Annotated in this window: 21 protein-coding genes; all 21 read right to left on the bottom strand. The window is 65.8% G+C overall.

Annotated features, from left to right (window positions below; translation table 11 throughout):
- Positions 1-8: 8 nt before the first annotated feature.
- The gene (locus AC07WJ_RS09985) at positions 9-248 is read right to left on the bottom strand and encodes a hypothetical protein (RefSeq protein WP_494934407.1); all 240 of its coding nucleotides are present in this window, start codon (positions 246-248) and stop codon (positions 9-11) included.
- Complete coding sequence (locus tag AC07WJ_RS09980) at positions 245-2,419, bottom strand: portal protein (protein ID WP_494934406.1); 2,175 nt, start codon at positions 2,417-2,419, stop codon at positions 245-247. The genes AC07WJ_RS09985 and AC07WJ_RS09980 overlap by 4 nt, the downstream gene beginning before the upstream one ends.
- A 1-nt stretch (position 2,420) precedes the next feature.
- Complete coding sequence (locus tag AC07WJ_RS09975) at positions 2,421-2,795, bottom strand: hypothetical protein (RefSeq protein WP_494934405.1); 375 nt, start codon at positions 2,793-2,795, stop codon at positions 2,421-2,423.
- Positions 2,796-2,805: 10 nt separating this feature from the next.
- Positions 2,806-4,032, bottom strand: coding sequence for a hypothetical protein (locus AC07WJ_RS09970; protein ID WP_494934404.1), 1,227 nt, complete (start codon positions 4,030-4,032; stop codon positions 2,806-2,808).
- Positions 4,033-4,102: 70 nt separating this feature from the next.
- Positions 4,103-4,579 carry a helix-turn-helix domain-containing protein gene (locus AC07WJ_RS09965; protein WP_494934403.1) on the bottom strand — a complete coding sequence of 159 codons (477 nt, stop codon included), beginning with the start codon at positions 4,577-4,579 and terminating at the stop codon, positions 4,103-4,105.
- Between the two features lie 126 nt (positions 4,580-4,705).
- Complete coding sequence (locus AC07WJ_RS09960) at positions 4,706-5,134, bottom strand: hypothetical protein (protein WP_494934402.1); 429 nt, start codon at positions 5,132-5,134, stop codon at positions 4,706-4,708.
- The gene (locus tag AC07WJ_RS09955; RefSeq protein WP_494934401.1) at positions 5,131-5,577 is read right to left on the bottom strand and encodes a MucR family transcriptional regulator; all 447 of its coding nucleotides are present in this window, start codon (positions 5,575-5,577) and stop codon (positions 5,131-5,133) included. The genes AC07WJ_RS09960 and AC07WJ_RS09955 overlap by 4 nt, the downstream gene beginning before the upstream one ends.
- Positions 5,577-5,780 carry a hypothetical protein gene (locus tag AC07WJ_RS09950; RefSeq protein ID WP_494934400.1) on the bottom strand — a complete coding sequence of 68 codons (204 nt, stop codon included), beginning with the start codon at positions 5,778-5,780 and terminating at the stop codon, positions 5,577-5,579. Before AC07WJ_RS09950 ends, AC07WJ_RS09955 begins: the two co-directional genes overlap by 1 nt.
- A 159-nt stretch (positions 5,781-5,939) precedes the next feature.
- Positions 5,940-6,152 (bottom strand): hypothetical protein, encoded by a 213-nt coding sequence (locus AC07WJ_RS09945; RefSeq protein ID WP_494934399.1) that lies wholly within the window; start codon positions 6,150-6,152, stop codon positions 5,940-5,942.
- Between the two features lie 53 nt (positions 6,153-6,205).
- The gene (locus AC07WJ_RS09940; RefSeq protein WP_494934398.1) at positions 6,206-6,766 is read right to left on the bottom strand and encodes a hypothetical protein; all 561 of its coding nucleotides are present in this window, start codon (positions 6,764-6,766) and stop codon (positions 6,206-6,208) included.
- Positions 6,763-7,179 carry a hypothetical protein gene (locus tag AC07WJ_RS09935; RefSeq protein WP_494934397.1) on the bottom strand — a complete coding sequence of 139 codons (417 nt, stop codon included), beginning with the start codon at positions 7,177-7,179 and terminating at the stop codon, positions 6,763-6,765. Before AC07WJ_RS09935 ends, AC07WJ_RS09940 begins: the two co-directional genes overlap by 4 nt.
- Positions 7,179-7,958 carry a hypothetical protein gene (locus AC07WJ_RS09930; RefSeq protein ID WP_494934396.1) on the bottom strand — a complete coding sequence of 260 codons (780 nt, stop codon included), beginning with the start codon at positions 7,956-7,958 and terminating at the stop codon, positions 7,179-7,181. The genes AC07WJ_RS09935 and AC07WJ_RS09930 overlap by 1 nt, the downstream gene beginning before the upstream one ends.
- Positions 7,959-7,961: 3 nt before the next feature.
- On the bottom strand, positions 7,962-9,452 hold the full coding sequence (locus AC07WJ_RS09925; protein ID WP_494934395.1) for a replicative DNA helicase: 1,491 nt from the start codon (positions 9,450-9,452) through the stop codon (positions 7,962-7,964).
- Positions 9,449-9,769: a hypothetical protein gene (locus tag AC07WJ_RS09920; RefSeq protein WP_494934394.1), complete on the bottom strand. Its 321-nt coding sequence runs from the start codon at positions 9,767-9,769 to the stop codon at positions 9,449-9,451. Before AC07WJ_RS09920 ends, AC07WJ_RS09925 begins: the two co-directional genes overlap by 4 nt.
- On the bottom strand, positions 9,766-9,939 hold the full coding sequence (locus AC07WJ_RS09915) for a hypothetical protein (protein ID WP_494934393.1): 174 nt from the start codon (positions 9,937-9,939) through the stop codon (positions 9,766-9,768). The genes AC07WJ_RS09920 and AC07WJ_RS09915 overlap by 4 nt, the downstream gene beginning before the upstream one ends.
- Positions 9,936-11,192, bottom strand: a complete 1,257-nt coding sequence (locus AC07WJ_RS09910) for a DNA-methyltransferase (protein WP_494934392.1) — start codon at positions 11,190-11,192, stop codon at positions 9,936-9,938. The genes AC07WJ_RS09915 and AC07WJ_RS09910 overlap by 4 nt, the downstream gene beginning before the upstream one ends.
- The gene (locus AC07WJ_RS09905) at positions 11,189-11,458 is read right to left on the bottom strand and encodes a hypothetical protein (protein ID WP_494934391.1); all 270 of its coding nucleotides are present in this window, start codon (positions 11,456-11,458) and stop codon (positions 11,189-11,191) included. Before AC07WJ_RS09905 ends, AC07WJ_RS09910 begins: the two co-directional genes overlap by 4 nt.
- A complete protein-coding gene (locus AC07WJ_RS09900) occupies positions 11,455-11,832 on the bottom strand; it encodes a hypothetical protein (RefSeq protein ID WP_494934390.1) in 378 nt (125 codons plus the stop codon). Before AC07WJ_RS09900 ends, AC07WJ_RS09905 begins: the two co-directional genes overlap by 4 nt.
- Positions 11,829-12,779, bottom strand: a complete 951-nt coding sequence (locus AC07WJ_RS09895; protein WP_494934389.1) for a GcrA family cell cycle regulator — start codon at positions 12,777-12,779, stop codon at positions 11,829-11,831. The genes AC07WJ_RS09900 and AC07WJ_RS09895 overlap by 4 nt, the downstream gene beginning before the upstream one ends.
- On the bottom strand, positions 12,779-13,129 hold the full coding sequence (locus tag AC07WJ_RS09890; RefSeq protein WP_494934388.1) for a LexA family protein: 351 nt from the start codon (positions 13,127-13,129) through the stop codon (positions 12,779-12,781). The genes AC07WJ_RS09895 and AC07WJ_RS09890 overlap by 1 nt, the downstream gene beginning before the upstream one ends.
- Positions 13,126-13,671: a hypothetical protein gene (locus AC07WJ_RS09885; RefSeq protein ID WP_494934387.1), complete on the bottom strand. Its 546-nt coding sequence runs from the start codon at positions 13,669-13,671 to the stop codon at positions 13,126-13,128. The genes AC07WJ_RS09890 and AC07WJ_RS09885 overlap by 4 nt, the downstream gene beginning before the upstream one ends.

The following is a 13,671-nucleotide window of genomic DNA, read 5'->3' as shown; positions in this document are numbered from 1 at the left end:
TTTGCCGATCACGCGTAAGGTGACGGGCCTTTGGCGGGCTCGGGTGCTGGTCGGCCAAGGGCTGCCAGTCGAGACCGCAAAGCTCTGATGGCGCGGGCCTCATCGAGGGCCAGGCGCATGATTTCTTCGTCCTTGGGGTCGGCGGAGATTGCCCGCTCGACCGCATCATGCTCCAGCATGGCGAGAGCCATGACCAGCGCCGGATGTTCGGCGATGAAACGAGCCTCGGCCGGTGTCGGCATCGTCATTGGATCGGCTCGCTGGTCGGGCTGCCCAAGAGGGTGTTCGTCGTGGCCGTGACACCGTCCAGGGCATCGACCACGGCGGGGTTTTTCGCCTCGACCGGCGTCACCGACCGCAGCGCCGAGGCCTGGGCCAGCGCGATCTGGGTTTCGAGCTCGGCCTTCTTCATGTCCATCTCGGCGGCCAGGCGCTCGCGCTGCAGCTGGAGGGCGTTGTCGGCCTCGATGCGCGCGAGAAGGATATCACGCTCGGTCTCGGCCTTGATGCGGGCCGCATCCTTGGCTGCCTCGGCGGCGAGCTTCTGCTGTTCCAGCGCCATCTTCAGCTGGGCTTCGGCCTCTTTCGGGTCGGGCTTCGGCGCCTGCGACTGCTGAACCTGCTCCGGCGTCGGCGAGCCGAAATAGAGCTCCGGCGAGCGAAGTCCCGCTGCCGCGCAGAATTTGTTCAGCGAGTTCGACAGGTTCTTGATCGTCACCAGCGGATTACCGGGCCCCATGCTGACCAGGATCTCCTTCTGGATGGTCCCGACCTGGGTCATCACGGCCATGTCCCGCTCGCGCGAGCCGGCGCCCAGGCCGGTGTTCACGCTGGCGTCCATCTCGGGATTCCACTTGCTCGGCGTGAACGTCACCCACTGGTCACGGAGCTTGATGACCTCATCCTGTGGCTGGTGTTTGACGATCAGCCGCAGGATCGCCGCGAACATGCTGCGCAGCCCGGTCTCGGCGAAGGTCCGGGCGGTCATCTCGGCCCGCGCGGTCGATGCGTCCCGGAGGATGTTGGCGGCCGTCGCGGTCTGGTTTTGCAGGGCGCCGGGGTCCATCGTGGAAGACGAATCCGAAATGCCGGTGCGGTCGGTCGCTTCCTGGTCCAGATACTGGAGCGCGCCGAGGCTCGCGGCCGCAGTGAACGGCACCTGGTTGTAGGCGAGCGCGGCGCGGGCATCGCGGCCAGACTTCAGCCGGATCGGCTTGCCGAATTCCGGATTGGTGATGTCGCTCGGGTCCTCGATGGCGCCGACATCGACGATCGGCTGCTGGGCATTCTGCCAATAGATGTTGTCCAGCATCCCCCTGACGAGCGCGGTCTTCTTCTTCTGGATGTCCTCGACGTCGTCGAACAGGCTCATGCCCTGCCAGCGATGGGCAACGATTTCGGCGGGCAGATCGGAGAACGGAACCTCGTCCCATTCCTCGTTGGAGAGGATCTGGTGGGCACCGGTATAGCCCGCGATGCAGATCTTCCGCAGCTCCGCGAACCCGTCGCCATCGAAATCGACACGGACATAGCATTCGGCGAATTCCACCGCCTGCGTGGCCGGGCCGCCGATGTCATAGCTTTCGGAGCTGGCCCCGCTGCGTCCGAGCCTGGCGCGGCGAACATCGCTCTCGATATCACCTGACCAGGCCGGGATGGCGTCCACCACCTCGCGGTCGAAGCCGAGTGCGATCAGATTCGACCTGGTCTCCGGGAAGCGGTGCACGGTGATGCGCGCATCCTCGATCGTGACGGCCTCGGGGTCGATGAGGAATTGCTCGCCAGGCACGGCGGCGATCCGGACGCCGGCTTTGACCTGCCGCCGGCGGATCTTGACGTCATAGCGCATGGCATCCGGGATCACCGCCAGCACGGCGGGGTCGGTTTCCGGATATTCCGCGCGATCGATCACGGTGACAGCCGGGTCCGAGGTCAGCCCCTCCAGGTCCAGGCTGGTCAGGCTGGTGTAGAATTCGGTCTTGATGTCGATCCGCTCGTCCCACCAGTGCTTCAGCACGCCGTTGCGCAACAGGAGCGCGTCCTGGAACGCCGAATTGAGCACGCGATAGCCGCCCCATTGGGTCCAGAACTTGTAATTCACGTAGTCCGTGGCCTGCTCGGCGAAGGGCTCGTCGGCCGGCGTCTGGGGGACGTATTCAACGACCTTGTCGCCGCCGGCGAAGGTGCGCATCAACGAAGGCATGATCTTCGCCATTGCGGCGCGGACGTCTTTGGAGATCGCCGATGACCGGCCTTCCGGCGCCGGCAGGTCGCGCATCTCGCCGCGATAGTAATCCAGCGCCCGGACGCGGTTGCCGCGCATCTCATTGTCGTCATAGGCAACGCACTGCGCCATCATGCCGTCGACCAGCGCGAGCAGTTCGGCATCGGTCATCGGCCGGTCGGCGTCTGCGGCCATATCAGAATGCCTCGATGACGCTGACTGGCTGCGTGCCGGCGCCCACGATGCCGGAGACGGCCGCCGCGGTTTCGATCGTCAAGGTCTGACCCTTGACGCCGGAGAGCAGCGCGCCGGTGCCGGTCGTCACCCCGGCCGTGCCGATGCGGACATCGGTGGTGCCCTCGTTGACGATCGTGATGGAGCGGCGGCCGGCGCGCGCGGCGGCGATCACGGTCGCCGTCACGCCGACGGTCACCTGAGCGGTGGCGATCGATGCCGCCGGCACCGGGGTGACCGTGGAGGTCGTGGTGAGCGCGCCGGCGGCATCGACCTTGAACGGGCGCGGCACCAGCGAGCTATCCAGCCCGCCGGCGACAAGCATTGCATCAGCCATGGTGATCTCCTCAGGCGACGACGCGCGTCGGCATTTTCCAGTTCTGCGAGCCGGACGGCGCATTCGGCGCGTCGCCGATGCCCATCGCGAAATACCGCAGCGCATCGGCCGGGTGGCTGGTCCAGTCGTGGACCGGCTTGGGTTTCAAGACCTGGTTCTTTTCGTCGTAATCGGCGCGGTAGAGGCTCAGGGCCTCGATGCCGCGCTCGCACTTCTCATCGTCGATCCAGAATTTAGGGAGCGCCAGGCGGACGGCGTTGATTCCGTCGTCGACACGGTGATCGGGGCACACGGTGATTTCGAGCCCCAAGGTCTTCAGCACCTCCTCGCGGCTCTTGCCGGTGCCGAGCTCGCGCGCCTTCACGTCATGCGGCAGGATATGGCCGCCATAGAGATAAGGCTTGTCCTTCACCAGCTTGACGTAATGGGCGAGGTCCATGCCGGTCGCCTCGTAATAGTCGATGGCATGGAATTCCCGGCCGGCGGCCTGGATGAACCAGATCGAGGTCGCGTCATCCATGCCTAGATCCCAGGCCGTCCAGACCGGCAGCGCGGGATCGTATGGCACCCGGCCGATGCGACGATCGCGGCGCATGGTGGCGATCTGCCGGCCGTAATAGGCGCCGATCACCGCGGCATCGAACGAGCAATAATATTCCTGCTCGATCAGCATGTCGCCTTGGTCATCGCCGAACAGCGCCCGGTAGCCGCGACGGGCCTCCTCGACGGCATCCCGGCTGATCGCCTTGGTGTCGTCAACGGTCTGGACACCGACGAACCAGCCGGGGTCCTTCTGATGCTCCTTGACCATGCGCTCGACGTGGTTCTTGCCGCGTGGTGTCGTAATGAACAGCGCCCATCCGCCGTTCTCGGCGAGGATGGGCTGGATATAGGCCCAGGCCCTGGGATCGGAGAGCGCCCATTCCGAGAAGGTCACGCCGAGGGGCGGAGAGCCCACCACGCTGTCGTAGCTATCGGAGCCAACCACCTGCCAGGTCGCGCCGTTCACCAGCTCGATGAACATCTCGTTGTCGTTTGAGCGGTTCCGGATCTCGTGCGGAAACGCCTCGTCGATGCGCCGCTTGCCGCTATGCGGGTTGATCGCGTTCCAGATCGCCTTCCGGCCCTGGCCATATTCCGGCAGCATGTGCCAATAGGTCGCCGGCCGCTCGATCATGGCGGCCGCCGCCCGGTGCAGGGCGACGTCATCCTTGCCCCAGCGGCGATGAGCGACCATCAGCGCCCGCTTGCCGCCCTCCTCGAGGTAATTCCAGACGTCGCGCTGATACCAGCGCGGCTCCCAGCCGTTAGGAATCCGGATTCGATTTGGCGCTGAACTTGACAAGTTCCACCGTCAGATTGCCGGAGTGCTGGTGATCGTGCTTGTCGCGCCATTCCTCGGGCCGGCGGTTCTTCAGCCAGAAGATGGCGGCCGTGGTGTCCGGCGGGCAGTGCTCGCGGTATTCCGTCTTGGTCACGACGCCCTGGAAACTGCTGAAGTGCACGGCGTCATAGGAATAGCCGACCGCGCGCTGGTACAGGCTCTGCTCGACACGATCGTCAGCCGACGCTTTCATTTTAAGGGCTTGGGAAAACTCTTCGTGCGCCGCCTTCCACGCGTTGATCGTCGATATATTGACGCCGAACGCATCTGCCAAATCGGCATCGACAGCCCCGAGGTCGCACATCTTCGCCGCTGCCCTGGCGAACTCCGGCTTGTAGGCTGACGGGCGACCGCCCCCCTTGTTACCGGCGGCGAACTTATTCCCCTTAGGCGCCGGCATAGGTCTCTGCAGCCATTGCCCACCCCACAACGAAAAAACCCGGCGGCTTTTGGCCCCGGGCGCGATCTCACATCCTGAATATCTGCCCGAGAGATGACGCAAATCGGGTTGCGCGTCAAGTTTGGGCTATCCGTCGAGCATCTGGATGGCCGCGGCGAGCGTCTGGCGGACAGCGGTGTCATCGGCATGGGCGCGCATATCGCTGACCACGAGCGACAGCATCGCCGTCAGGATCTCAGGCCGGCTCCAGCCTGCGGCCTCGGCCTTGGCGACCAGCGCGGCGGTGGCCGGCTCCAGTGCTTCGGCGCAGGCGTCGTCTCGATCGTCGTCTATTGTCGTTCCAGCCGGTGGCGCAGCGACCCCGGCGCCCGCTCGGCGCTCCTCCAGGAACCGCCGCACGCCCTCGGCGGTTGCCGCCTTGTCGATACCGTCGCGGGCCCAGCGCTGGATGGTGCGCAGCGCGATGTCCATGTCGCGAGATAGCTGCGACTGCCACCGATCGCCATAGGCCGATGTCGCTAGGGACTGCAGTTCGTCGGCTGGCAGGGCGTTCATTTCCGGCGTTTCCTATATTCGCGCTGATAGTTGCGGGCGCGCTCCGCGTCTCGCCCGTCGGCGCGCTTGCCGCCGGCCTGGATCACGTCATGAGGGATGGCACGGGCCACGTCGCGTTGTTCGTCAAGCAGCCACTTCGGCCGCGGCCATTTCTCGGCAGACCGAGACGCCTCGTTTGCGCGTGGTAGATGGTCATAGGTCAGGCGCCCCTCGACGACGGACTGTCGCAGCAGGGCGCGACGGCTGTTCCGGTAGAGCCGTCCGGCCAACGGCGTACCGCGCGGCAACCTCCATTCCTCGCGATACTGCTCGCCAGATATCTGGTGAATGCGGGGTAGGTGCTGGTTGAGCGTCTGAAACCGGCGGCCACAGATCAGGCATTCGATCAGATCATTGTCGAGATAGGCATCGACGTCGGCGCGGCAGGTGAACGGCTGCGCCATCAAAGATCCGCAGTCGACCAGCCGACAACCTCAACCGCGAAACGCTGCATCAGAGCGTCGAATTCCTCGGCTTCGATCTGATCGCCGCTGGCCTCCTTGCGCAGGAAACGTGCGGCGCGCTCGGTTTCATCCTGCTCGAAACGGTCGAGCCAACCGCTGTTGATGATAGCGGTGCGGGCGTCATTGAGGGTCGAGATGTTCATCGATCGGCTCCTTGCCGGTGGACGCGGCCTGATGCCGTCGTCCATGGGTTTGAAACTACGCCATTTTGGCGCAATTGCAATTCACGAAATGTTACAACCCCTCATCACGCCTCGGTTTCCGCCCATCGGCGCACCCATGTGGGCCGCTGAGATGAGCCGTCACCTGCCCGCGAACAATGGTTCCTCATTCCGCTTTCGGATGGCGACCTTCATTCGTCTCGCTACTGAATCGAGATCCGCCTTGAGGAGAGCAATCTGTGCGTCAACCTCGGCGTCGCTCAGGCACCCCGGGCAAAGGTGCTCCTTGGTGGCCAAGACAAATGCTCCACCAATGTCGTTGCCGAAAGAGAATGCCTTCACCGTGTTGGCCATCTGACCGCTCCATTGCCGCCGGATCGGGATATGGGTGCCCACTTGGCATTGTGCTACCCGGCCTGCCGGCGCCCTTCGGCGAACCCGAAATGCCACGCCAGCACGGCCAACCCGCGCACAAGGTTCGGCAGGTTGCGCGCCTCGCGGCCGTCGACCACCACGCTCTCGACCTCGGCGGCCACCTGGTAGCCCTCGTCGCGCAGCACGCCATTCGCCTCGGCCCAGCGCCGGCGGGTGGCGCGGTCGCGCTCCTCCTCGGTTCGACGATCGATCTGGCGGCGCTCCTGCTCCTCCGATTCGACGCGCTCGGCGACATAGTCGGCGCCGGCGGCGCGCGGGTCCGGTGATGGCGCGTCGATGGCGCGGCGCATTGCGGCGACCAGGGCGCGCCACTCCTTGCCGGCCTCGTAGGCCTCCGTGTCGATGAGGCCGGCCATGGCGAGCCTGCCGAGAGGATCCACGGCGCGCTCGTCCCGAAAGTTGGCCAGGCCGCGGCGGTGGGGCTGGTTGCGCGCCGTGGCGAAGATCTCATCCTGCCGGCCGGCCCTGGACGGGCGTCCGCTCGGCACGCGCTTGCCGGGTTTGCGGGGGCGGCCGCGGCGCTTCTTGGTCATGCTGCCCCCCGAACCTGGCGCGAAAGCCAATCTTGGAACCTATTGTAGGGGCCGCCGAAGCGCTCGCGATCGATGATCATTTGCACCGCGCGTCGCTCGGTCTGCAGCGCTTTGAACGCCGGCGACCACGACCGCTTGTTCTCGATATCGGGGAAAGCCCACGACCGGCCTTCCTGATACTGCGCCTTGGCCAGCATGTAGGCGTCGTGGCGACTGTCGCGGCCGGTCAGCAACCGATTCCAGTTGGCAGCCTGCTGCTCTTTCGAAACCCATTGAACGGTGGTGGTGGGGCCAAAGAGCGCCTCGCCAACCCCGCCGATGCTGCCGGTGGAGGGTTGCGGCGGAATTGAATCGGTCATCGCGGCGACCGGCGCCAACCCGAGCAGCGACAGGAGCGAGCGGCGGGCCAGCATCAGGCCACCTCGGCAGTCAGGAACCGGGCCGGAACGCGGCAACCGGGGCTGCCAGGCTGCGGGCCGAGGGCCGAGTATGGCCACGTCCCGGAATTGCTCCGCCACGCGGCGACGGCGCGCTCGACGCTGCTCACCGGCCAGCTGATGCCGGCACCGAGTTCGACGCGGGGCTCGGTCGATGTCGAGACGGTCGGCCGACCCTTTTCACCGTTCGCCAGCCGCTGCTTGGCGGCGCCGCGGATCCAGCCGACCAACTGCCGCCAGTATTTCGGCCGAAACGATTGCTCGGCCATGGCGGCGCGTACGCCCTCCACCGCATCTGCCTCGGTGATGCCGGGCTCCTCGAGCAGCTTGACGATTTCCCGGAAATCCGTCGCTACAACAATGGGTTCGGTAACCATCATCGTCCTGAGTTCGGCTTCGAGATCGCGCCGCGCGCCCGCGCTGCTGCTGGCAGAGGATGGGGGGATTAAGGGGGGGTTGGGTTTTGAAGGGGGTGTGGGGGAAACTTTGCCTTGGGGGGCATCGGGGGGAAGGGGTTTGTCCCGTGACTGTCCCGGATTGTCACGCGACTGTCCCGCTGTTTCGGCGTGACAGTCACGCTTTTCGTTCAATTCACGCTCTCTCTGCCGGCGTTTCCTTGCGGCTGCCGACGCCTTTCGCGCCAAGCGGTCGTTTTCGATGGCGGCGATCGATTCCGCCGCGATCAACATGGCCTCCGGCGTGGCGCCGGCGGCGATCATCTTGTGCATCATGTCGACGACAGCTTGAGCGCTCATCGGTCAAAACCCCCTTTTGTCGTTGATCAGTCCCGTCCCGATGACGCAGTGGAACGTGTTCATGATGGATGGACCGAGCCGGTTTTTGCCCCAGTCCAGGTCCATGTCGTTTGCGCGGGCATCGGCGATCGCCACAAATTCGGGATCGCCGGATCGGTATTTCGGGTGCTTCTGGTCGTAATAGGCGTGGCGATAGATGAGTCCGACGGCGTCGGCGTGCTCCTCGATGTTGCCGCTGCCGCGCAGATCGCCCATGGTCGGCCGCTTGTCGTCCCGCTTCTCGACATCGCGGGTCAGCTGGGACAGCAGCACGATGCAGACGCCGAGGCGTCGAGCGCCCTTCTTCAGGGTCAGCACGGTCTCGCCGAGCTCATTGACCATGTTGCCGGTGTAGCGATCGCTTGGAGTGATCAGCTGCAGGTAGTCTATGAAGACGACCCCCAGCGTGATGCCCTTGGCTGCCATTTGGGCTTGGATGAGTTTGATCCGGGCTACAATTGCCGCGGCGGTCAGATCTGATCGGCAGATGAGCTCGGATGGAACATCGGCGAACCGAGCGGCGCCGCGTTCGACCATGTCGCGCCCGTTCTCGTCGAGCCGGCCGGCGAGGATCTCGCCGTAGGAGGGCGGGGTCAGGCCCGGCATGACCGACGCAGCCAGGTCGGCGGCGAGCGTCCGCGCGCCCATCTCCGCGTCATCAATTTCCAAGCTAAAGAATGCCGAGCCCCACTTGATAGTCGTTTGGAGGGCAGTCGAGGTGAGCAGGAACGTCACGACCTCTGATTTCGCCACCCGCCGATTGATCGCCATGGCAAGTTGGGTTTTGCCCATGCCAGGGCGACCTGCCATGATGATCAACCGGCCGGGCCTGAGACCGCCGCCCAGGGCAAAGTCAAGGTCCGTGAGGCCGGACGAAGGGATCGGTTGCGCCGACCCGGCAGCGACGGCATGGGCATTGTCGGCGAGTCGTTTCATGACGGCTCCTATGCTGTGGTCTTCGATGTCCGCGCGTCCGTCGGCGAGCCGCAGGGCGCCGAGATTGGCCTCGGCGGCGTCAAGCAATTGCTCGGCGGTTCCGCCGGTGTCGGGGGCGCGGGCGGTCTGCTCGAGCTGTTGCGAAAAGCCGATGACCGCGCGCCTGGTCGCGGTATCCATGATGACGGCGGCGAAGTCGGGCGCGTTGATGATCGTGGTGGCCTCGGCCATCAGGGCACCGAGATATTGCGCCCCGGTCATCTCCCCGACCGTGAAGTCCCGAAACTGCGATGCGAGGGTTGTCGCCGAAAACCGCTTCCCATCGCCGGCCGCCACCAGACAGGCCCGGAATATTTCCTGATGCAGCGGCTCGTAGAAATGCGCCGGCGCCAGCTTGCCGACGACGTTCAACGCCTCGTTGTTGATCAGGATGGCGCCGAGCAGCGCCTGCTCCGCCTCGATGCTATGGGGGGCGCCTTCCATCTGCAGTGGTGGGACCTGGCGGCGGGCGGTGGTCATGCGGAGATCCCCGCCGCCGATTCGATCGCCTCGGCCTTGCAGCGGCCCCATGCCTCGTCATGAGCATTGCGCAGATCGACGGCGGCGCAACGCTCCGGCGAGCCTGGCTTCAATTTCCAGAAAATGCCGTGCTGATCGAAATGCTTGCCGTAGGCGCGGGCGGCAATCCGCCAAGCGCGGCGGGTAACGGCCGCGACGCCCTTCCAATGCGCTCCGCAGATCCATTCCTCGCCGGCCTCGACCGGGTCCTCGCCTTTGCGTTGGCCACGAGTGTGATTGCAGAACGGGACAAGGCAGGTCAGCCGGGACGCACTCATCTCGCACCGCCCTTCAGTCGCGCGAGCGCGGCCCGGCCGGAGTCGGTGATGCGCTTGTTGGCGTCGAGCAGGCCCTCGGCGATCAGGGTGTCAGCGACTGGATAGGCGACCGAATGCCCGTCGCCGTCGGCGGCAAACTGGAGAGCGAGGAGGCGGGTGTGTTCGGTCATGCCGCGGCCTCGCCAACGGCTGCCGGCGCGCCGAAGATCCGACGATGGGAAATGGCGGCATATTCCGGGTTCAATTCGATGAGCGTACACCGCAAGCCGAGCTGCTTGGCGACGAAGCCGACAGTGCCGGCGCCGCCGAACGGATCCAGCACGTGCCCGGGCGAGCGGCCGAATGCCGAGCAGAGGCCGCCGCAGTCGTCGACGGCGCCGCAGGCAGCGCAAACCGTGGGAGGCGTTCCAGCCTTGATGCAGCGCTCCGCTAGCGCCGGCGGGAACGTGGCGAAATGGGCCTCGCGAAAAGCGCGCGGTGCGATCGTCCAGACGTTTCGAGCGTTGCGTGTCTCAGTCAGGCCGGTGGTGGAAGCGTGAAACGACCCCTTTGCCTTCCTAAACGCGTCGGTGTCTGGCGCAGAGCGTGGCCCCACGCCGGCCGGCGCCACGGAATAGGTGGCTTCCGAGCGCCCGCCTTTGTGGATGCTCCCATGTGCGCCAGCACCGACATCCCATCCGCCGGGAACTTTCACTTTCCTCGATCGAGGAACGCGGTCAACAACCGCGCGGGAGTTCGGGCCGGCTTTCCGCGCGTGGGTATTGGGTCCACAGGCTTCGCGAATGGCCTCATGATTGTAGAAATATTCCTCGCCCTTGGTGAGGAGCCAGATCTTTTCGTGCGCCGAAGTCGGCCGGTCATAGACCGATTCCGGCATCGGGTTCGGCTTGTGCCAGATGATCTCCGACCGGATCCACCAGCCGTCGTCCTGCAGTGCAATCGCCAGCCTGTTGGGCAGCATGCAGAGGTCTTTAGGTTTCAAATATCCGCCCGCGACGATGCGTCCGGTCGGTGGGATCAGCGTTTTTCGGCGGAAAACATCGCCACGGTTGCCGCGCGTTTGCGAATGGCCAACCTCGTAGATCGGCCCGACCGTCGAGAACGGCTTGTCGCGAAAGGTCCGATCATCGCTACCGTCAGCCTTGTGTTCTGCCGCCGACTTTCCGTTCGGAGCTGCTGCATAGCAGTCGCCATAGTTGAGCCAGAGCGTGCCGTGCTGCTTCAGGACCCGGCGCACCTCGCGGAACACGTCGACCATGACGGCCAGGTGTTCGCCAAGCGTCGGCTCGAGGCCGATCTGGCCAGCCACGCCATAGTCGCGCAGGCCCCAATAGGGCGGCGACGTCACGACGCAATCCACCGATTGGTCCGGCATCTTGCGCAGTTCGTCCATGACATCGCCGATGAGGATGCGCACGCTCATGCCGCGCGCCTTTCCGTCAGGAGGATCTTCAGTGCTCGCTGATGCGGAACCAGCGCCAGCAGCAGGGCATGCGCCTCGGCCATGGCGCGGGCGCGCTGCCGGCAAGAGGCCATCGTCTCGGCCTTGAGCCGGTCCGGATCGCGCCATTGCCATTGAGCCAGCATTTCGACGGCGAGCGCCTCGTTCAGCGCCGCGCCTTCCATCGCGACGGCCAGCATGGGCAGGTCCAGATCCTGCAGGACATCGGCAATGTTCAGCGGCTTCATGCGGCCCTCGCGACGGCGTCTTCGAGCAGCCAGCCCCGGCCGCGATGTGCTTCAACCCGGAAGCCCAGGGCGATGGCGGCCAATTTGACCTCGGACATCATCAGGGCAGCGGCGCGGGACCCCGGACCGCCGGCGGGGTCGTCGCTGAAGATCAGGTCGACCAGCTCGGCGTCGGAGATGAAATGGCCTTGGCGACCGAGCAGGGCGATCAGCGCAAACCGCGGTGCTCCGGGCCTGACGCGGACGACGGCGCCATTGCGGGCAAAGGTGCCGGTGTTGGCGCAGACGACGACGGCGCCCGGGATGGTGCGGGAGTGGTTCGCCGGGCCGGCCGTCGAATATCGACCGATGATGATGCGGGCTTCCTGGATCACGCAGCCCTCGCCTGGGCTTCGAATCGCTCGCGCGAGCCGGCATCGACCGAGAAACCCTGGCCGCGGTCATTGAAGATGCCGACGCCGTAGGGCCGCAGCTTCGCGCGGAGATGGGCCACGAACTTGTCAACGACGACCATGTCCGGGCCGGCCGACCGATCGGCGTAGAGCTTGGACCAGATGTCCTCGCGACTGACCGTGCCGCCGTCGTCGACGAGCAGCGCTAACACGGTGGCCTCGGAACGCGTCAGGCCCCAATCCGCCGGAAACCGCGCAGCCGAGGGCGACACGACGACGCGGTGACGATCACCCGGCGCTCGCAGCGGCCGGGCGGCGCACGCCTGATAGGCCTTGGCGGCGTGACCGGCGCAATACGGCTTGCCCTCCGGGGTCGAACAGCCGCAGAACTTGAACGGCGCCCGGGCGCCATACGGCCAGCGGCATTGGTTCAGCTTGAGGTCGCGCAGGTCGACGGACCCGGTCGGCGGGGGCTCGGCGACCGGCAGCGGCGTCGCAGCAACGCGGCCGGTCGGTGCTGAGGCGAGAGCAATGGCTCTGGTCGGCACGACACGGACCGTGGGCCGCTTGACCGCTTCCTTGTAGCCCAGGTGCTGGACCAAGGCTTTGAAGCCTATGCCGAGATCCTTCATGATCTGGCGGCGTGATGCGCCGTCGGCCTCCATCCGCTTGGCTTCGGCGATCGTGACCGCCGGCGTCGGCGGCTCGGCTGCGAAAACCGCGATCTTGCCCGCCTCGGCGGTACCGGTCAGGGACAGGCCCAGCCGGTGGACCTTGCCAAGCACAGCATTGCGCGTCGGCGACACGCCGTTCTGATGGTGCAGGGCGGACGCAATCATCAGCGCTGAATCGCCCGCAGCGACGCGCTCCCGCAGCAGCCGCACCGCGTCGTCATGCCAATTGAAATGGTGATGTTCCTGGCGGCCCATCATTTGCTCCCTGCGGCGGCGGCCATCACGGCGCGCGAGATGAATTCGGAGACGGTCATGCCGTCGCGCTTGGCGCCGGCCCGCGCGGCGACATGCGCGTAATCGGGGATGGACACCGTGGTGAAGCCGGTCCGGGGATTGGCGATGTCCAAGGCCCGCGCACGGTTCGGCAGGCGGTGGAGCGCGCCACGCTCTTCAAGGCAGACGAGCAACCGATGAGCTGACGATTTCGATTGCAGGCCTAGATGCGCGGCCATCTCGACGAGGGTCGGATAGACACCCTGCCGGCGGACGAACTCGGCCTTGATGAAATTCAGCAGATCGGTCTGCCGGCGCGTCAGGCCCATCATGGCCGGGCTCCGAACATGACGAGTTCGGCCGGCGCTGCGGACCGGCGCGCGAACGTGGCGCAGGACCAGTCCCAGACCGCGATGGCGTCGGCCTCGTTGTCGTCCCGGCGGTGCTTCGGCATCAGGCCGAGCAGGTGGCAGCGGGCGACGACGGCGCGCTTCGCATCGTCGCGCCCGCCGTGCCGAGCCTTTCCGGTGAAGTGCTTCCGGACCGTCTGGACATGGGCTTCGCGGACCGGGATGCCTTGGGGACCGCAGAAGCCGTAGACGGCGCCGACCAGCAGCCAGGCCAGCTCGATGGAAAAGCCGCCGTTGCCCTTGTCGGATTTGGCAGCGGCATGCATCGGGGCTTCAATGACGATCAGATCGGGCCGGCCGAAGACGACCAGGTCGCGGATCAGGCAGCCGAGGTTGCGCCCGGCCATGCCGACATCGTCGGCCGGCTTCTTCAGGCGAGCCGCCCCGGTGCGCGACGGCTTATCGCCGGCACGCCCGAGGCAGAACCCAGTCGTCGTTGCCAAATCGAGACCCAGGATCAGCAT

The sequence above is a fragment of the Phreatobacter sp. GW821-FHT04C01 genome (assembly GCF_059420385.1).
This window is presented reverse-complemented; position numbering and strand designations above follow the sequence as displayed.